Origin of the sequence: Blautia sp. AM28-27 (assembly GCF_003480905.1) — a bacterium.
Classification (GTDB): domain Bacteria; phylum Bacillota; class Clostridia; order Lachnospirales; family Lachnospiraceae; genus Fusicatenibacter; species Fusicatenibacter saccharivorans.
Genome location: NZ_QUJK01000002.1, coordinates 261,097 through 279,034 on the forward strand (window position 1 = coordinate 261,097; position 17,938 = coordinate 279,034).

General features: G+C 49.9%; 17 protein-coding genes and 1 pseudogene. 17 read left to right on the forward strand and 1 reads right to left on the reverse strand.

The window, feature by feature from the left end; translation table 11 throughout:
- The first annotated feature begins 8 nt into the window (after positions 1–8).
- The 8 genes and pseudogenes from DW743_RS05420 to DW743_RS05455 all read left to right on the forward strand — a co-directional run bounded on the left by DW743_RS05420 (position 9) and on the right by DW743_RS05455 (position 7,901).
- On the forward strand, positions 9–917 hold the full coding sequence (locus DW743_RS05420; RefSeq protein WP_226906368.1) for a radical SAM protein: 909 nt from the start codon (positions 9–11) through the stop codon (positions 915–917).
- 136 nt (positions 918–1,053) lie between these two features.
- Positions 1,054–2,256: a class I SAM-dependent rRNA methyltransferase gene (locus DW743_RS05425; RefSeq protein WP_117760780.1), complete on the forward strand. Its 1,203-nt coding sequence runs from the start codon at positions 1,054–1,056 to the stop codon at positions 2,254–2,256.
- A gap of 67 nt (positions 2,257–2,323) precedes the next feature.
- The gene (locus DW743_RS05430) at positions 2,324–2,548 is read left to right on the forward strand and encodes a DUF6472 family protein (protein ID WP_117760782.1); all 225 of its coding nucleotides are present in this window, start codon (positions 2,324–2,326) and stop codon (positions 2,546–2,548) included.
- Between the two features lie 74 nt (positions 2,549–2,622).
- Complete coding sequence (locus DW743_RS05435) at positions 2,623–3,144, forward strand: nitroreductase family protein (RefSeq protein WP_022461381.1); 522 nt, start codon at positions 2,623–2,625, stop codon at positions 3,142–3,144.
- A 135-nt stretch (positions 3,145–3,279) separates the two neighbouring features.
- A complete protein-coding gene (locus tag DW743_RS05440; RefSeq protein ID WP_117760784.1) occupies positions 3,280–3,951 on the forward strand; it encodes a response regulator transcription factor in 672 nt (223 codons plus the stop codon).
- A gap of 24 nt (positions 3,952–3,975) precedes the next feature.
- Positions 3,976–4,995 carry a sensor histidine kinase gene (locus DW743_RS05445; RefSeq protein WP_199607195.1) on the forward strand — a complete coding sequence of 340 codons (1,020 nt, stop codon included), beginning with the start codon at positions 3,976–3,978 and terminating at the stop codon, positions 4,993–4,995.
- A 146-nt stretch (positions 4,996–5,141) separates the two neighbouring features.
- A pseudogene (locus DW743_RS05450) lies at positions 5,142–5,908 on the forward strand (ABC transporter ATP-binding protein).
- Positions 5,901–7,901, forward strand: coding sequence for an ABC transporter permease (locus DW743_RS05455; protein WP_117760786.1), 2,001 nt, complete (start codon positions 5,901–5,903; stop codon positions 7,899–7,901). The pseudogene DW743_RS05450 and the gene DW743_RS05455 overlap by 8 nt, the downstream one beginning before the upstream one ends.
- 117 nt (positions 7,902–8,018) lie before the next feature.
- Here the strand turns inward: DW743_RS05455 and DW743_RS18745 are convergent, their stop codons facing one another.
- Complete coding sequence (locus DW743_RS18745) at positions 8,019–8,558, reverse strand: FKBP-type peptidyl-prolyl cis-trans isomerase (RefSeq protein ID WP_330418077.1); 540 nt, start codon at positions 8,556–8,558, stop codon at positions 8,019–8,021.
- Between the two features lie 327 nt (positions 8,559–8,885).
- On the opposite strand from DW743_RS18745, the gene DW743_RS05465 reads away from it, so the two are divergent.
- The 9 genes from DW743_RS05465 (at position 8,886) to DW743_RS05505 (ending at position 17,849) form a co-directional block, all read left to right on the forward strand.
- Positions 8,886–10,358, forward strand: coding sequence for a vWA domain-containing protein (locus DW743_RS05465; protein ID WP_117760790.1), 1,473 nt, complete (start codon positions 8,886–8,888; stop codon positions 10,356–10,358).
- Positions 10,359–10,445: 87 nt separating this feature from the next.
- Positions 10,446–11,888 (forward strand): ATP-binding protein, encoded by a 1,443-nt coding sequence (locus DW743_RS05470; RefSeq protein WP_117760792.1) that lies wholly within the window; start codon positions 10,446–10,448, stop codon positions 11,886–11,888.
- Positions 11,889–11,990: 102 nt separating this feature from the next.
- Positions 11,991–12,728: a tRNA pseudouridine(38-40) synthase TruA gene (gene truA, locus DW743_RS05475; protein ID WP_117760794.1), complete on the forward strand. Its 738-nt coding sequence runs from the start codon at positions 11,991–11,993 to the stop codon at positions 12,726–12,728.
- Positions 12,729–12,834: 106 nt separating this feature from the next.
- Positions 12,835–14,163, forward strand: a complete 1,329-nt coding sequence (rsxC, locus tag DW743_RS05480; protein ID WP_117760796.1) for an electron transport complex subunit RsxC — start codon at positions 12,835–12,837, stop codon at positions 14,161–14,163.
- 13 nt (positions 14,164–14,176) lie between these two features.
- Entirely contained in the window at positions 14,177–15,133 is a 957-nt protein-coding gene (locus DW743_RS05485; RefSeq protein ID WP_117509260.1) for an RnfABCDGE type electron transport complex subunit D, read from the forward strand.
- Complete coding sequence (locus tag DW743_RS05490; protein ID WP_117760798.1) at positions 15,130–15,768, forward strand: FMN-binding protein; 639 nt, start codon at positions 15,130–15,132, stop codon at positions 15,766–15,768. The genes DW743_RS05485 and DW743_RS05490 overlap by 4 nt, the downstream gene beginning before the upstream one ends.
- Positions 15,765–16,469: an electron transport complex subunit RsxE gene (rsxE, locus tag DW743_RS05495; RefSeq protein WP_022461369.1), complete on the forward strand. Its 705-nt coding sequence runs from the start codon at positions 15,765–15,767 to the stop codon at positions 16,467–16,469. The genes DW743_RS05490 and rsxE overlap by 4 nt, the downstream gene beginning before the upstream one ends.
- On the forward strand, positions 16,466–17,041 hold the full coding sequence (gene rsxA / locus DW743_RS05500) for an electron transport complex subunit RsxA (RefSeq protein WP_022461368.1): 576 nt from the start codon (positions 16,466–16,468) through the stop codon (positions 17,039–17,041). Before rsxE ends, rsxA begins: the two co-directional genes overlap by 4 nt.
- A gap of 13 nt (positions 17,042–17,054) precedes the next feature.
- On the forward strand, positions 17,055–17,849 hold the full coding sequence (locus DW743_RS05505; protein ID WP_117760799.1) for an RnfABCDGE type electron transport complex subunit B: 795 nt from the start codon (positions 17,055–17,057) through the stop codon (positions 17,847–17,849).
- Positions 17,850–17,938: the final 89 nt, after the last annotated feature.

Genomic DNA, 17,938 nt, shown 5'->3' on the forward strand with positions numbered 1-17,938 from the left:
GAAATATTATGCTGGATTTGGAACAGGAGATGAGCCGGTGCCGGGTTTGTCCGCGGAAGTGCGGAGCGGACCGGGAGCATGGAAAGACGGGATATTGTAAGGCGCCCTCCGGGGTTGCGGCGGCGCGGGCTGCACTGCATTTCTGGGAGGAGCCGTGTATTTCCGGGACGACGGGGTCGGGGACGGTTTTCTTTTCCGGATGTAATCTGCGGTGTGTTTACTGTCAGAACCATCATATTGCGGAGATGGAGAGCGGAAAAGTGATTTCGATCGGGCGGCTTTCGGACATTTTTCTGGAGCTGCAGGCACAGAATGCAAACAATATCAATCTTGTGACACCAAGCCACTACGTGCTGCAGATCCGGGAGGCACTTTTTCAGGCAAAGAAAAAGGGACTTACCGTGCCGGTTGTGTATAACTGCGGCGGGTATGAGAGCGTGGAAGCCCTGCAGGCCCTGGATGGGCTGATCGATATTTATCTGACAGATTTTAAGTATATGGACTCCTCCCTTGCAAAAGTGTACTCGCGGGCAGAAGATTACCCGGAAACAGCAAAACGGGCGCTGGCGGAAATGGTGCGTCAGACAGGAGAGGCTGTATTCGATGAGAATGGTCTGATGAAAAAAGGTGTGATTGTGCGCCATTTATTGCTGCCTGGTGCTGTAAAAAATGCAAAAGCTGTGGTAAAATACGTCTATGAGACGTACGGCGATACCGTCTGGCTGAGCCTCATGAGCCAGTACACGCCGCTTCCGCAGGTGGAAAACATAAGTCCGCTGAACCGGAAAACGACAAAGCGGGAGTATGAGCGTCTGCTGGACTATACGTTTTCCCTCGGCGTCACCAACGCCTTTTTACAGGAAGGCCCGGTGGCTGAGGAGAGTTTCATTCCGGAGTTTGACGGAAGAGGAATCTGACGTTATAGTTCACTCGTGCAAAAAGGAGCTGTGCAGCAGCAAAAAGCGCTGGAAGCGCGGTTTTGAGAATGCAAGCAAAACACATTTGTCTATGATTAGATATGACTAACTATATTGTTTTAAGGAGGAAAAACTTTTGAGCAACGCAGTTGTAACACTGAAAAAAGGAGAGGGCCGCGCCTTAAAGCAGGGCGGAGCCTGGATTTTTGATAATGAGATCGCTTCGATTTTAGGAGCATATGAAAACGGAGATATCGTGCTGGTGCGCGACTTTGACGGATACCCGATGGGACGAGGTTTCATCAATGAGCATTCCAAAATCCGCATCCGTATGATGACAAGAAATATCGACCAGGAAATCGATGAAGCATTTTTGAGAAAAAGAGTGCAGGATGCCTGGGAGTACCGCAAAAAAGTGACGGACACATCGAGTTGTCGCCTGATCTTTGGCGAGGCAGACTTCCTGCCGGGACTCGTAGTGGATAAATTCTCCGATGTGCTGGTCGTTCAGTCGCTGGCACTTGGTATCGACAAAATGAAAATGACGATTATCCGCCTGTTGGAGGAGGTTCTGGCAGCTGACGGGGTTAAGATCCGCGGCGTGTTTGAGCGAAGTGATGCAAAAGTGCGTGAGCAGGAGGGCATGGAGCGTGTGAAAGGATTTCTCTCCGAGCCGTTTGACACCAGCGTGGAAATCGTCGAGAATGGTGTCCACTATCTCGTCGATGTCAAGGACGGCCAGAAAACCGGTTTCTTCCTGGATCAGAAATACAACCGTCTGGCTGTGCAGAAGCTCTGCAAGGACGCGAGAGTGCTCGACTGCTTTACCCATACCGGATCGTTTGCACTGAATGCGGCATATGCAGGAGCAAAGGAAGTTATCGGCGTTGATGCATCAGAGCTCGGCGTAGAGCAGGCACGGAAAAACGCATCCTTAAATGGTCTGGAAAACGTAGCATCTTTCGTGTGCGAGGATGTCTTTGAACTGTTGCCACGTCTTGAAAAAGAGGGAGAAAAATTCGACGTCGTTATCCTTGATCCGCCGGCCTTCACAAAATCAAGAAACTCTATCAAAAACGCAATCAAGGGATATCGTGAAATCAATTTGCGCGGCATGAAACTGGTCAAAGACGGCGGCTATCTGTGCACCTGTTCGTGTTCCCACTTTATGGACTACGAACTCTTCACGAAAACCATCAACCAGGCGGCTCACAACGTCCACAAACGCCTTCGTCAGGTAGAATACCGCACCCAGGCCCCGGATCATCCAATTTTGTGGGCGGCGGATGAGTCCTATTACCTGAAATTCTATATCTTCCAGGTGGTGGATGAAAAATAGAAATTCTTCCTCTGCCGGAAGCGCCGAAACGGAAAAGCGAAGTGTAAGAAATGGGAGGAATTGCCATATGATAGAACCAACACCCCACACACAAAAGAAAAAGCACTCCCGCCAGATGGCCACAAGCTGTGAGTCGTGCGGCAATTTTGTGTATGATGAGGAGTATGAATGCTACACCTGCGAGGTGGATCTCGATGAGGATGAGATGGCACGTTTTCTGCAGGATAAATTTTACGACTGTCCGTACTACCAGCTCGGCGATGAATATCGGATTGTGCGGAAACAGATGTAGGCAGGCAATGCGTCCGGTATACAAGGCTGCGGCGTTTGCGATAAAAACAAAAAAAGAACAGGAGGATTTTTACCATGAACAACGAAGTATTAAATGCAATCAAAACAAGAAGAAGCATCCGCAAATACAAAGCGGAGCAGATTACCGATGAGCAGCTCGATGCAATTCTGGAGGCTGGAACGTATGCGGCAACCGGCATGGGAAAACAGTCGCCGGTGATTGTTGTGGTACAGAAACCGGAGCTGATTGCAAAGCTTTCGAAAATGAATGCGGCTGTTATGGGTACAACATCCGATCCGTTCTACGGCGCTCCGACCGTTCTGATTGTGCTTGCTGACCCGGAGCGCGGAACTTATGTGGAGGACGGCTCTCTTGTCATGGGAAATCTGATGCTGGCAGCACATGCCGTTGGTGTGGATTCCTGCTGGATCCATCGTGCAAAAGAAGAGTTCGCGAGCCCGGAGGGAAAAGCCCTCTTAAAAGAGTGGGGACTTTCCGAAAATTATGTTGGCATCGGCCACTGCATCCTCGGCTATCGCGACTGTGAGTACCCGGAGGCAAAAGAAAGAAAAGCAGATTATATTGTAAGAGTATAATCATCTGCGAAAACGGCTCCGGGAGCGGCTGTGCGTTGAAAACACCCGCCCGGAGTCTATATTTTTAACCGAATCAAGCAAGTAGCGAAGCGGATTGCGAATATCCGCTTTGCTAGAGACAACAGAGGAACAGCCATGTATCGAATTATGATTGTAGAAGATGATGAAGTCATCGCCTGCGCCGTGCAGCAGAGCCTGGTTTCCTGGGGCATGGATGCGTTCTGCGTACAGGATTTTTCCAGTGTTCTCGCTGAATTTGCCGTGAAAAATCCGCAATTAGTGCTGATGGACATTCATCTTCCCTTTTTTAACGGATTTCACTGGTGCCAGGAGATTCGAAAGGTCTCGAAAGTGCCGGTAATTTTTCTTTCTTCTGCATCGGACAACATGAACATTATTATGGCCGTTAATATGGGCGGCGATGACTTTATCGCGAAGCCGTTTGATTTAAGTGTCCTGACCGCCAAAGTCCAGGCGATGCTCCGTCGCACCTACGAATTTGCCGGAGAAACGAATTTCCTCGAGCACCGCGGTGCCATGCTCGATACGGGAAGTGGTGTGCTGAATTACCGGGGAAAGCGAATTGAGCTGACAAAAAATGAGTGGCGCATTCTGCAGTCCCTTCTCGAAAATAAAGGAAAAGCCGTCAGCCGCGATATGCTGATGATGCATCTGTGGGAGTCGGACAGCTTTATAGATGACAACACGTTGACCGTCAACGTCACGCGCTTGCGGAAAAAACTGGAGGAGGCAGGACTTACAGACTTTATCCAGACGAAAAAGGGTGTCGGCTACCTGATCGCATGACGGAAGCAGAACAGGAGAAAGAGGATGGAACAACAGAAAGAGGGAATCCGGCAGGAGTTTATGCTTCTTAACTGGTATTTGAAAGAGCATCTTGCATCGGCCGTGCGGATTGCCGCTTTTATAGGAGTATTTTCACTCCTCTGTTTTCTGCGCAATGTGCCGCAGGATGTCACCGTTTATATGATCGTGCTGATGGCTGCTGTCGGAGCCACAGGTTTTTGCTTTCATTATGGGAAGTACCGGAAACATCATCTGGTCTTAGCACTCCTTGCCGCCGAACCGCAGGGCAAAACAGAAGCGCTTCCGGAGGCGGACGGGCTTCTGGCGCGGGATTACCAGCAGATCATCGCATCCTATGAGCGGCAGTTTCAGGAAGAACAGATTAAGATGGAGCAGAAATACCGCGATATGATGGAGTATTACACGATGTGGACCCATCAGATCAAAACGCCGATTGCGGCGATGCGGCTGCTTCTGCAGGAGGAGGATACGCCGTTTTCGCGTGAAATGCAGAGCGAACTTTTCCAGACGGAGCAGTATGTGCAGATGGCGCTGCAGTACCTGCGCATGGAAAAAATGACATCGGATCTTGTCTTTGCAAGGTACGATTTGGATGCGCTGATCCGCCAGGCTGTGCGGAAATATGCTCCGCTTTTTATCCGCCGGAAGATTATCCTTTCCTACGAGCCGGTGCACTGCGAGGTGCTGACAGATGAAAAATGGCTCGTCTTTGTGCTGGAGCAGATTCTGTCAAATGCGCTGAAATACACGAAAAGTGGAAGCATTCACATCTATCTGTCACCGGATGCACCAAAAACGCTGGTGATTGAGGACACCGGCATCGGCATTGCGCCGGAGGATCTGCCGCGGATTTTCGAAAAAGGCTACACGGGCTGCAACGGCCGCGCAGACAAGCGGTCAACGGGCATCGGACTGTATCTGTGCCGCCAGATCATGGAGAAACTTTCGCATACCATCCGCATCGAGTCGGAGATGGGAGTGGGAACGAAGGTGTATCTTGGGCTGGATACCGTATCCCTGTAGTACATAGAGAGCTTCGCCGGGAATCTTACAGAAATGTAAGGTTGCCGGTCTTTTTGTAAGATGATCCTAAGGCAGAAGAGGGCGCGGACGGGTATAATAAGCCTTGTCAATTAAGAAAACAGTTCAGACAGAAAGGAAAATGTGACATGGCAATTCTGGAAGTAGAACATCTGAAAAAAACATATACCACGCGCCTTGGCAGCAACCGGGTGGAAGCGTTGAAAGACGTTAATTTTACAGTGGAACGGGGCGAATTTGTTGCAATCATGGGCGAATCGGGAAGCGGAAAAACGACGCTTCTGAACCTGCTCGCAGCACTCGACAAGCCAACCGGCGGACAGGTGCGGTTAAATGGAAAGAATCTCGGCGAATTAAAGGAGAAGGAGATTGCCGGATTCCGCCGCGAAAATTTAGGTTTCGTGTTCCAGGACTTCAACCTGCTCGATACCTTTTCCCTGCGTGACAACATTTATTTGCCGCTCGTGCTGGAAGGAAAAAATACGAGGAGATGAGTCTTCGGGCAGAGCCGATTGCGAAAAAACTCGGCATCACCCAGATCCTCAATAAATACCCATATGAGGTGTCCGGCGGACAGAAGCAGCGTGCAGCCGTTGCGCGTGCGCTGATTACCAATCCGGAGCTGGTTCTTGCGGATGAGCCTTCCGGCGCGCTCGATTCCCATGCAGCGGATGGCCTCATGAAACTGTTCGGGGAGATCAACGAGGAGGGCCAGACGATTGTTATGGTAACGCACAGTGTGAAGGCGGCCTGCTCGGCGAAGCGTGTGCTGTTCATCAAGGATGGCGAGGTCTTCCACCAGCTGTATCGCGGTTCTTTAGGGCGCGATGAGATGTATCAGAAGATCTCCGATACGCTGACAATTCTTGCGACGGGTGGTGAACGGGATGAATAATCTGCTGTATGCCAGACTGGCAAAAACAAATTTGAGCAAAAACCGTCAGAATATTCTTCCGTATCTGCTGTCATGCATCGGCACGGTGGTGATGTTTTTTATCATGGATACACTGGCGCAGGGAAGTGGCTTTGATTCCATGATCGGAAAAGATACGATCCTGACAGTGATGGGGATGGGAACCTATATCATTGGCCTGTTCGCGGTGATTTTTCTGATTTACAGCAACAGTTTTCTGGCAAAAAGAAGAAAAAAAGAGTTCGGTCTGTTCCAGATTCTCGGCATGGAGAAAAAGCATCTGGCGAAGATCCTCTTTTTTGAGAGTCTGTATCTGTGGGCGGCATCGCTTGGAATCGGTATTCTGCTCGGTGTGTTGCTGTACCGCCTGCTGTTTCTGGTGCTGATGAAGCTGACCGGACTGAACGGAACAATTGGTTTTGCGTTCAGCGCAAAAGCCGTGGGAAGTACGATGCTGCTGTTCGGCCTGACTTTTGTGATCAATTTTCTCTTAAGCCTTCGCCAGATCCACGTCTCACAGCCGGTCGAACTGCTGCACGGCGGCGCGCAGGGTGAGCGGGAACCGAAAACGAAGCTTTTGACGGCGGTTCTTGGATTCATGCTGCTTGGTGTTGGTTATTATCTGGCTCTGACCTGCCAATCCTCGATGGACGCACTTGATAAGTTTTTTAATGCAATCGCTTTGGTTATGGTGGGAACGTACTGCCTGTTTTCTGCTGGAAGTATTGCATTTTTGAAAATTCTGAAGAAAAACAAGAATTATTATTACCAGACACGCCATTTTACAAGCATTTCAGGTATGCTGTACCGCATGAAGCAAAATGCGGTCGGTCTTGCGAATATCTGTATTCTGTCAACGGGTGTGCTTCTGGTTATCTCCATCAGCACATGTTTGTGGACGGGAATTGAGGAGGTTACCTATACGCGGTTTCCACATCAGATTTCGATCGAAGCAAATACTGGCGTGAGCGGCATTATGAAGACGGTGAAACCGGTCAGTCAGAAGATGATAGAGGAAGTGAAAACTGGGATTGATCAGCATCTGGAAGAAAAGCAGCTCAGAAAAAAGTATGAAAGTGATCAGAGATACTATGTTATGCTTGCTGCTGTAGATAGAAACAAAGTAGAAAAAACACAGTCAGATGATGCTGCGGCGAGCACACTGATAAAAATCATGGAAGAGTCGGAGTACAATCAGGTAACCGGCGAACAGGTAGAGCTGGAACCAGGGCAGGCTCTGGTTTTTCAGGCAAAACAGAAAAATTATGGATATGACACGATTGAACTGGGAAATCAGACGTATGAAGTAAAAAAATGGAATACCGATAAGAAATCGTACATTCTGGATGAGAAGACGCAGGTGTATGAGACAATGACGGTGGTGACGCGGAATAAGGAAGCAAAGGAAGCGTATGCAGCTGTGCAGGGAAAGGAGCCAGAAGGATACAGTTGGGAATATGCTCTGGATCTTATCGGGGATGCTGGCGAACAGATCACAGTTGGAGATGAGATTGAGACGATACTGACGGAGTCATCTTTTAACGGATGGGTGGAAGTGCGCGAAAAAGAGCGCAATACGGTTTACAGTCTGTATGGTTCACTTCTGTTTTTAGGTGTTTTCGTCGGTGCGCTATTTTTGATGGGTGCCGTTATGATTATCTATTACAAGCAGGTTTCAGAAGGCTTCGATGACCGAAAACGGTTCCAGATTATGCAGAAGGTCGGCATGAGCCGCAAAGAAATCCGTCAGACGATTCAGTCACAGGTGGTAACGGTCTTTTTCCTGCCGCTCGCGGTGGCCGTGGTGCATACAATGGTAGCGTTTCCATTGACCAGGCGTATCATGGCAATGCTGAATTTCCCGGACAGCAATCTGTTCCTGGCTGCAACAGCGATTACGATTGCGGCGTTTGCCGTGGTTTACCTGATCGTCTATGTGCTGACGGCGCGGGCGTATTACAAAATTGTGGAATAAAAAGATGTACTTTTTTCAAAACATCAGCGCGGCTTTGAAAAAAACTTAACAAAAAACGATGAGAAAAAGACATCCGGCGCAGACGGAAAATCTGTGGAGGATGTCTTTTTTGCTGTTCTATTTATAAATGCCGTTGACGGTAACTTTGAAAAGAGCTTCTTTTCCGTTGAGTTCGTCTTTTCCATAGTCTTCCGGGAAAGTGACGGTTACATCTACGCTGTCGCCCGGGTGATGACCGATGAGCTGTTCTTCAAAGTCATCGATGTAAGTATGAGAACCGATCACAAGATCAGCGCCGTTTCCTTTTGTGTTTCCACCTTCAAATTCCACGCCGTCAATGGAGCCGACATAGTCGATATTGACGGTATCACCGTCCTCGATGGTAAGGGAAGTGTCGGTCTGCAAAGAGGCAGAAGCCGAAGTGGAGGCTGATGAGGCGGATGCGGTCGATGAGGCTGTGGAGGTATCCTCCGAGGCACTTTTGGTAGAGAGTCGTTTGGAATCGAGTACGCTGGCAATAATAAGGCCGACGATCACAACGACAATCAGAGCCGGTCCGGCCCAGCTCCAGATCTTTTTGTAATGCGCTACTTTCGCTTCGTGCTCCCGCTCTTTGGCACGCCGTTCCTTGGCAGCTTTTCTGTTTTCTTTGTTCATAAAAAGGATCTCCTTTGCACTTTTACGACTGCAATCGTATTTTATAATATCAAGTATATCATAAAAATATGGTAAAAGTGTGAAAAAAATAACACGATCCAACATTGTCAATGCTCAAAAATGACGATATAATGAGTGCAAGTGAGTCAAATGAAAATTTATTTTCAGTTGACGAACGACGAATGTTGCTTACGCGGCAGCGTAAGATTGAGTGCAAGTGAGTCAAATGAAAATTTATTTTCAATTGACGAACGACGAATGCCGCTTACGCGGCAGCGTAAGATTGAGTGCAAGTGAGAAAACGCGGCGAGTAAGGGAGTGAATAAAATGGATGACTGGAGTAGTTTCAGAACGACGACATCCGAACAGCAGCGCCTCCGGGCTGCACTTTCCAGCTTTTGTGAATCGCAGGATCTTCCGGAAGAACAGCGAGCCGCATATACTGCATACCTGCGGAAACGCATTCGTCCCGCTGTCGAAATGCTGATTCGTGAGGATGATTTTTCAAAGCTGGAACGTATTCTGCAGACCGGATGGCTGTCCGATGCAGACCGAAAACGTTTTCTCAACCTTGCTGCCGACCAGCAGAAATGGCAGGCTTTCCGTATTCTCCTGAACCGGAGCTCACAGGATCCGATGCAGGAGAATACGGAAAGCAGAAAAACAGAAGCTGCGTTTCAAAAAGAAAAGCCCACAAAAGAAAAAGAAGCGCTGGCGCTCCGGCTTTTCGAAGAAGCCCGCAAAAACCTCTGCTGGTTGTACCCGGAACTTGGTGAAGCGATTCTTTTCTTTCAGCATCAGCCATCCGACAGGACAAAAGCCATCACATCCGACGGTCATACGATATATTTTAACTCCGATTTTGTACTCTGCATGTGTGCCGAAAATTCATCGTTCCTCAAGGAAGGCTATCAGCACCTGCTGCTGGAATGCATCCGCCGGTTTGGGAAAGAAACACCGGAGCCGGAAAAAAAAGAACAGCCCCCGGTTTCATGGCTGATGCCGGAAAAAGAAAAACAGTCTCCGGTTTCATGGCTGGTGCCGGGAAAAGAACCGGAACTTATCGAGTCTTTTCAATCAGTCTGGAAACGTGCTTCCCGCAAGTTGGCGGAAAACTACGGCACCGGCGGCCTGCTGCGAGGCCAGAACCGTGGTGGAAAAAAAGAAACCCTGTCCGGGATCGAAAAAAGAGCGTACGATTACCGCCGCTTCCTGAAACGCTTTACCGTTACCCGCGAGGAAATGGAGCTGGATCTCGACAGCTTCGATCCAGTCGCTTACCATTATGGGCTTATGTATTACGGAAATTTCCCTTTCATCGAGCCGCCGGAGACGCGCGAGGGAAACCGTCTCGAAGAGCTGGTTATCGCGATCGACACATCCGGTTCGTGCAAAAAAGAAATTGTAGCAAAGTTCCTTGGTGAGACGCGCAGCATTCTTGAAGAAAAAGAAAACTTCTTTTCCCGATGGAACGTCTGCCTGATCCAGTGCGACAGCTTCGTGCAGGATGTCACGATGATCCATTCACCGAAAGAATGGGAAGCTTACCGTGAAACAATTATCATCAAGGGCCGAGGCGGAACCGATTTCCGTCCTGTCTTTCAGAAAGTGGAAGAGTTGCGGAAACAGCATGTATTCCGAAACTTAAAAGCGTTGATCTATTTTACCGACGGAGACGGAATTTATCCCGAACAAAAGCCCGATTACGAGACGGCATTCGTCTTTGTCAGACAGACCGAAAAAATGAATCTTGTCCCAAAATGGGCAAAAAAACTGCTGACAGAAGAATGTACTCTTTGAACAAAACTGACAAAAAAGCATCTCGCAAAATCAAACACAGAAAGATTTCGAGAGTACATAAAGAGTGCATAAGATAAGAGAGATCATATGAACATACAAGAAGCAAAAGAGACAATTGAAAAAGCCCTGCGCGCATACTTTGCAAGAGATGAAATTGGTTTTCCGCTGGTTCCGCTCCGGCAGCAGCGTCCCATTCTCCTGATCGGCCCGCCGGGCATCGGAAAAACGGCAATTATGGAGCAGATCGCAGAAGAGTGCGGTGTGGGGCTTGTCGCCTACACGATGACACACCATACGCGTCAGAGTGCCATGGGCCTTCCGGAGATCTGCACACGTGGAATCGAAGGGAAAATGGTACATACAACGGAATACACGATGAGCGAGATCATCGCCTCGATCTATGACTGCATGGAGCAGACCGGAAAGAAGCGGGGTATCCTCTTTCTCGATGAAATTAACTGCGTCTCCGAGACCCTCGCTCCGGTAATGCTGCAGCTTTTGCAGGACAAAAAATTCGGCAATCAGCACATCCCGGATGACTGGCTGATCGTGGCCGCCGGAAATCCGCCGGAATATAATAAATCTGTGCGGGAATTTGATGTGGCAACGCTTGACCGTGTGCGGAAGATCGAGGTGCTTCCCGAGCTTTCCGTGTGGCTTTCCTATGCAGAGAAAAATCAGATCCACAGCGCCGTGACAACGTACCTTATGGCACACAGTGACCATTTTTATTCTGTTTCGCATGAAGCGGATGAGAAGCGTTTTGTGACAGCACGCGGCTGGGAGGATTTGTCGGCAGTGCTGAAAAGTTATGAAATCCTGCATTTTCCGGTCGACGAAGCACTGATCGGACAATATTTGCAGGAAGAAAAGACGGCGGAGGAATTCAGCTCATACTACAGGATTTACGAAAAATATGGACAGGATTACGGTGTAGAGGAGATTCTGACCGGTGCATTTTCCGGAAAAATCATGGCAGAAAAACAGAAGATGGCGGCAAATGGTTCCGCAGAAGAGCGATCTGTACTGCTGTCTCTGTTTCATGCGGCACTTCAGAAAGAGGCATCCGGCTGCCAGAAGCAGGAGCACACGGCAAAGGAGCTCTCCGAGTGCTTTCGCCAGTTTACCGGGCTTTGCAGGCAGAAAAAAGATGAGACATACGCATCCTGGCTACAACAGAAAGAGCAGGGATTTGCAGTGTGCAAACAGCAGGGACTGCTGAAAAAGGGCGAGGAAGAAACGAATGCGCGGGTCTTGAAAAAGTTAAAAAAACTCGAGGAGACCGCTAAAAAATGTCGCAAAACCGATTCAGATCAGATGAAAGAGCTTTTTGAAACGGTATGTGAACTGGAACAGGAAAAAGTGGAGAAGGAAGTAAAGGATGTGAAACTGCAGATCCGCCGTGCCGCTGAATTTTTACAGAACAGCTTTCCGGGCGGAGCAGAAGTGGTGCTGTTTGAAGCAAATCTGGCGCGAAGTCCTGCGCTGCGAAGCTTTTTGATTGAGAAAAGCATGGATGCCGAAGGATAAGCTGCCACTTTGGAAAGAAGAAAATGGTTCTGAAAAGCCCATTTCTGGAGAAAAATGATTTGAAAGGAAGAGGAAGAACAGGACAGAGGAAGGAAGAAAAAGATGAATTATAAAATGATCCTGCAGTACGATGGCACGCGCTATAACGGCTGGCAGAAGCAGGGAAATACGGACAACACGATTCAGGGCAAGCTCGAAACGCTGTTGTCCAGGATCGCAGGAGAGCCGGTGGAGATCCACGGCGCGGGCAGAACCGATGCCGGCGTCCATGCGGCGGGACAGGTCGCAAATGCAAAGTTCCATACGGATCTATCCGATGAAGAACTTCTGCAGACAATCAACCATTATCTGCCGGAAGACATCGAAGTCACCAGCCTCGCGCGGATGCCGGAGCGCTTCCACAGCCGTCTGAATGCGGTGGACAAAACATACGAATACCGTATCGTGATCGATGGCAGAAAGCATGTTTTCGAGCGGAAATACGTGTATTTTCCGGAAGCACCGCTCGATGTGGAAAAAATGAAAGAAGCATCGAAAGCGTTTATCGGAACGTATGATTTCAGGAGCTTCTGTGCCAACAAACGTATGAAAAAATCGACAGTACGGACGATTACCGGAATTGATTTCTGCGAGAAAGACGGGATTCTTATCATTTCCTATACCGGAACCGGTTTTCTGTACCACATGGTGCGGATCCTGACCGGAACACTTGTGGAGGCCGGGATGGGAAAACGGGATATCGCATCAATGACGGAGCTTCTCAAAGCAAAAAATCGCGAAAGTGCGGGTTTTCTTGCACCGGCATGCGGACTCCTGTTAAAAGAAGTCCGATATGAATAACCGAAATAATCAGGGCAATGCACCAGCCTTTTTTGTATAAAAAACCGAAAAAAGGCTGTGAATTGATAAATGCAGCATAGAAAAGAGAAAGGATGAGGTGAAAAGCATGTTTCAGAAGAAAAGAAATACTTTTCATGGCGGCGTTCACCCGTACGAGGGAAAAGAGCTCTCCAAGGACAAACCGATTGTCAAAGCGCAGCCGGGCAACTTATTGTATTACGCAGTGTCACAGCACATCGGAGCGCCTGCTGTGCCGATCGTACAAAAAGGCGATCATGTAAAAGCGGGACAGAAAATCGCAGAAGCGGGAGGGTTTGTTTCGGCTCCTGTTTACGCATCGGTTTCCGGCACGGTAAAAGGAATTGAGAAAAAAGTTTCCGCAGCCGGTTCCCCGGTAGACTGTATCGTTGTGGAGAACGACGGGTTGTATGAAAAAGAAACATTTGAGGAGTGCCCGCACTGGGAAAAACTCGACGCAGATACGATTCGGAACAAGATCAAAGAGGCCGGAATCGTGGGAATGGGAGGTGCAGGCTTCCCGACACACGTCAAAGTATCCCCGAAAGATCCGTCAGCGATCGACCACATTCTCGTCAATGGAGCAGAGTGTGAGCCGTATCTGACGAGCGACTATCGCAGAATGCTCGAGGAGCCGGAAAAGGTGATCGGAGGCTTAAAAATCATGCTGCATATGTTCCCGAAAGCAAAGGGAATCATCTGCATTGAGGACAACAAACCGGACTGTATCGCGAAGTTCCGTGAGCTGGTGCTTCCGGAGGATAACATTGAGGTTCTGGAGCTTAAAACGAAATACCCGCAGGGTGCCGAGCGTATGCTGATCTATGCAGCAACGGGACGAAAGGTAAATTCCTCCATGCTGCCGGCGGACGCGGGCTGTATCGTGGACAACATCGACACCGTAACCGCTATTTACCAGGCAGTCCGCTTCGGCGAACCGCTGATGAGCCGTATCGTTACCGTGACAGGAGATGCCGTACAGAATCCGTGCAACTTTGAAGTGCCGGTCGGCATGCTCTTATCCGAACTTTTAGAGCAGGCAGGTGGTCTGAAAAACGAGGCATCCAAGATCATCTGCGGCGGTCCGATGATGGGAAAAGCCCTGTTTACAATGGAGGTTCCTGTAACCAAGACAACATCTGCACTGACCTGCCTCACCGAGGATGAAGTATCTGCGCTGGCACCATCTGCCTGCATCAACTGCGGACGCTGCGTTTCCGTCTGTCCGGGTCAGATTCTTCCGGCCCGCCTTTCCGTTTTTGCGGAGCACGGAGAGGAAGAGAAGTTCCTGAAATACGGCGGAATGGAGTGCTGTGAATGTGGCTGTTGTTCCTTTATCTGCCCGGCAAGACGTCCGCTGACGCAGGAAATCAGCTCAATGCGTAAAGTGCTTCTGGCAAAGAGAAAGAAGAAATAGGGGGATCTTACATATGAATGGATTATTACACGTATCATCTTCCCCACACGCGCGGTCCAAGGTGACGACAGACAAAATCATGTTTGCCGTCCTGCTTGCCCTTGCCCCGGCAGCCTGCGTGGGAGTCTGGAATTTCGGCCTTCGGGCACTGCTTTTGATTGCGATTTCGATGGCAGTCTGTCCCCTGACGGAATATCTGTATGAAAAAGGAATGAAGAAACCGGTGACGATTGCCGACGGCAGTGCACTGGTAACCGGCCTTCTGCTGGCCATGAACATGCCGGTGCAGGCACCTCTTTGGATGCCGGTGATCGGCGGTGTGTTTGCAATTCTCGTCGTAAAACAGCTTTTCGGCGGTCTTGGCCAGAACATTATGAACCCGGCGCTTGCAGGAAGATGCTTCCTTTTGATTTCCTTCCCGGGTCATATGACCAACTTCGCTGCCCCGGCAGCCGCACATCTTGTGGATACCGTATCCGGTGCGACACCGCTTGCCGCAGCAAAAGCAGGAGAGCAGGTGAATCTGCTGTCCATGTTCCTTGGGAATACGGCCGGAACGATCGGTGAGACTTCCGCACTGGCCCTTCTGATTGGCGGCATTTTCCTTGTCTGCATTCATGTGATTGACCTCAATATTCCGCTCATCTACATCGGAACAGAGCTTTTATTTGCCCTGATTTTCGGCGGCCACGGTTTTGATATCAACTTCCTTGGCGCGCATCTTTTTGGCGGTGGTCTGATGCTCGGCGCATGGTTCATGGCAACCGATTACGTTACCCGTCCGATCACAAAGAAGGGACAGTATATCTACGCGGTCATTTTAGGACTTCTGACCGGTGTATTCCGTATCTTTGGAAATTCGGCAGAGGGCGTTTCCTATGCCATCATCTTTACCAACCTTCTGGTTCCGCTTATTGAGCGCGTGACCGTGCCGGTTGGATTCGGAAGAGGAGGCAAGAAAAAAGCATGAACAAAATCATAAAAAACGCACTGATTCTTGCGGCGATCACGCTGATTGCCGGATTGCTTCTCGGGGCGGCACATCAGGTAACCCTGGAGCCGATCCAGAAACAGCAGGAGAAAGAAAAACAGGAATCCTGTCAGAACGTATTCCCGGAGGCAGCTTCCTTTGAAGAAGTAACAATGAGCGATGCACAACAGGCAGAGCTTACGGCAGCACTGATCGGCCACGGTTTTGAAGCACAGACGATTGACGAACTGCTGCTTGCAAAAGACGCATCCGGCGCGACGATCGGCCTGGTTGAGATCATCTCCACAACCGAAGGCTATGGCGGCGGCATGCAGTTCTCGATGGGAATTGCATCGGACGGAACGACAAAAGGAATCTCTTTCCTGTCACTTTCCGAGACGGCCGGCCTTGGTATGCGTGCCGACACAGACGATTTCAAGAATCAGTTCAAGGATAAAAACGTAGAAGCATTCTCCTACACAAAATCCGGCGCATCCGCGGATGATGAAATCGATGCGCTGAGCGGAGCAACTCTGACAACGAACGCTGTAACAAACGGTGTCAATGCAGGAATCTGCTGTTTTAACTACTGCAGTGAATCCGGTCTGCTTTCCGGAGAGGGAGGGAACTCATGAGAAAAGATACGCCGCTGGAACGGCTTTATAATGGTATCATAAAAGAAAACCCGACCTTCGTCATGATGCTGGGTATGTGTCCGACGCTTGCGGTTACCACTTCTGCAAAGAACGGTATCGGCATGGGCCTTGCGACGATGGTCATCCTGACCGCCTCCAACCTGATGATTTCCCTGCTTCGGAAAATCATCCCGGACGGCGTGCGTATGCCAGCATACATCGTTGTTGTGGCATCGTTTGTAACCATCGTGGAATTTTTGATGGAAGGTTTTATTCCGGCACTCTATTCCGCCCTTGGCATCTACATCCCGCTGATCGTTGTAAACTGTATCATCCTGGGACGCGCCGAGGCATATGCTGGAAAACATGGTCCGATCCCGTCTTTATTTGATGGTATCGGCATGGGCCTTGGATTTACCGTCGGCCTGACCCTGATCGGTATGTTTCGTGAGCTGATCGGAGCCGGAACCCTGTTCGGTATCCAGGTAATGCCGAGTGCTTACGAGCCGGTCAACATCTTCATCATGGCGCCGGGTGCATTCCTTGTGCTGGCAATGCTCGTTGCGGTGCAGAACCGCATCAAACGCCAGAAGTCAGAGAAAACCGGAAAACCGGCAGTCCCGGCAGAAGAGACCGGCTGTATGGCATGCGCCAATAAGGCATACTGCCAGGCTGTGAAAGGAAAGGAGGAAGCGAAATGAAAGAACTGATTTTAATTGCGATCGGTGCGGCGCTGGTGAACAACGTTGTCTTAAGCCAGTTCCTCGGCATCTGTGCTTTCCTCGGTGTTTCCAAAAAGATGGATACGGCGGCCGGCATGGGCGGAGCGGTTATTTTTGTCCTCACGATTTCTTCATTTGTGACAAGTCTGATTTACAAATTTATCCTGGCACCGGCAGAACTTGATTATCTGAAAACGATCGTTTTCATTCTTGTCATCGCGGCGCTGGTACAGCTCGTTGAGATGTTCCTGAAAAAGACGATTCCGTCTCTGTATCGAGCGCTCGGCGTTTACCTTCCGCTGATTACAACAAACTGCGCGGTACTCGGTGTGGCACTCATCAACGTACAGAAGGATTACACGATTCTGCAGGGTACGGTTTACGGTCTGGCAACCGCAATCGGCTTTACGATTGCCATGGTGCTGATGGCCGGCCTGCGGGAAAAGATGGAGTACAACGATATCCCGGAGTCATTCAAAGGAATGCCGATCGTTCTTCTTACGGCTATGCTGATGTCAATGGCATTTATGGGATTTTCCGGAATGATCTAGGAGGGATGAAGAGATGAATGGTATTTTAGCAGCCACCCTGATGGTGGGTGGAACCGGCCTTTTGATTGGTATTCTCCTTGGAATTGCCGGAAAGAAGTTTTATGTGGAAGTGGACGAGCGCGAGACGAAGGTCCGTGAAGCGCTGCCGGGCAACAACTGCGGCGGCTGCGGTTACCCGGGCTGTGACGGAGCGGCGGCTGCAGTGGTAAAGGGTGAAGCCCCGATTTCGGTCTGTCCGGTCGGCGGTTCGCCGGTTGCGGCAGCGATCGGTGCCATTATGGGACAGGAAGCCGGAGCACAGGAGCGCAGAAAAGCAGTGGTACGGTGCGCCGGTACGTGTGACGTGGCAAAGAACAAGTATGAATACACGGGTGCAAGGGACTGCTCCTACGCCGTTTTTGTACCGGGCGGCGGTCCGAAGAGCTGCGGAAACGGATGTCTTGGTTTTGGAAACTGCGTGAAGGCATGTAAGTTTGATGCGATCCATATTGAAAACGGCATTGCCGTTGTGGACGGCGAAGCGTGCAAGGCATGCGGTGCCTGCGTGAGGGCCTGTCCGAGAAATCTGATCGACCTGATTCCGTATGAGCAGAAGATCACGGTGAAATGCCGCTCAACCGAGAAGGGCAAGGCGGTGATGGCAGCGTGTGAGATCGGCTGTATCGGATGTAAGAAGTGCGAGAAGAACTGCCCGTCGGATGCAATTCACGTTGTGGATCAGCGCGCGGAGATCGACCCGGCAAAATGTACGGGCTGCGGCCTCTGCGCGGAGAACTGCCCGCGGAAGTGTATTATGGTAGAAAAATAAAAATGAGAAATTCCATGCTGTGGGAGGGAACTTCTGCGGCGTGGAATTTTTGCTTTTCGGTGATATCGTGTTAGCCAATGCCGGTGGTG

Coding starts and splice junctions, on each gene's coding strand:
- DW743_RS05420 (WP_226906368.1), top strand. CDS start 9: ATGCTGGATTTGGAACAGGAGATGAGCCGGTGCCGGGTTTGTCCGCGG.
- DW743_RS05430 (WP_117760782.1), top strand. CDS start 2,324: ATGATAGAACCAACACCCCACACACAAAAGAAAAAGCACTCCCGCCAG.
- DW743_RS05435 (WP_022461381.1), top strand. CDS start 2,623: ATGAACAACGAAGTATTAAATGCAATCAAAACAAGAAGAAGCATCCGC.
- DW743_RS05440 (WP_117760784.1), top strand. CDS start 3,280: ATGTATCGAATTATGATTGTAGAAGATGATGAAGTCATCGCCTGCGCC.
- DW743_RS05445 (WP_199607195.1), top strand. CDS start 3,976: ATGGAACAACAGAAAGAGGGAATCCGGCAGGAGTTTATGCTTCTTAAC.
- DW743_RS05455 (WP_117760786.1), top strand. CDS start 5,901: ATGAATAATCTGCTGTATGCCAGACTGGCAAAAACAAATTTGAGCAAA.
- DW743_RS18745 (WP_330418077.1), bottom strand. CDS start 8,558: ATGAACAAAGAAAACAGAAAAGCTGCCAAGGAACGGCGTGCCAAAGAG.
- DW743_RS05465 (WP_117760790.1), top strand. CDS start 8,886: ATGGATGACTGGAGTAGTTTCAGAACGACGACATCCGAACAGCAGCGC.
- DW743_RS05470 (WP_117760792.1), top strand. CDS start 10,446: ATGAACATACAAGAAGCAAAAGAGACAATTGAAAAAGCCCTGCGCGCA.
- truA (WP_117760794.1), top strand. CDS start 11,991: ATGAATTATAAAATGATCCTGCAGTACGATGGCACGCGCTATAACGGC.
- rsxC (WP_117760796.1), top strand. CDS start 12,835: ATGTTTCAGAAGAAAAGAAATACTTTTCATGGCGGCGTTCACCCGTAC.
- DW743_RS05485 (WP_117509260.1), top strand. CDS start 14,177: ATGAATGGATTATTACACGTATCATCTTCCCCACACGCGCGGTCCAAG.
- DW743_RS05490 (WP_117760798.1), top strand. CDS start 15,130: ATGAACAAAATCATAAAAAACGCACTGATTCTTGCGGCGATCACGCTG.
- rsxE (WP_022461369.1), top strand. CDS start 15,765: ATGAGAAAAGATACGCCGCTGGAACGGCTTTATAATGGTATCATAAAA.
- rsxA (WP_022461368.1), top strand. CDS start 16,466: ATGAAAGAACTGATTTTAATTGCGATCGGTGCGGCGCTGGTGAACAAC.
- DW743_RS05505 (WP_117760799.1), top strand. CDS start 17,055: ATGAATGGTATTTTAGCAGCCACCCTGATGGTGGGTGGAACCGGCCTT.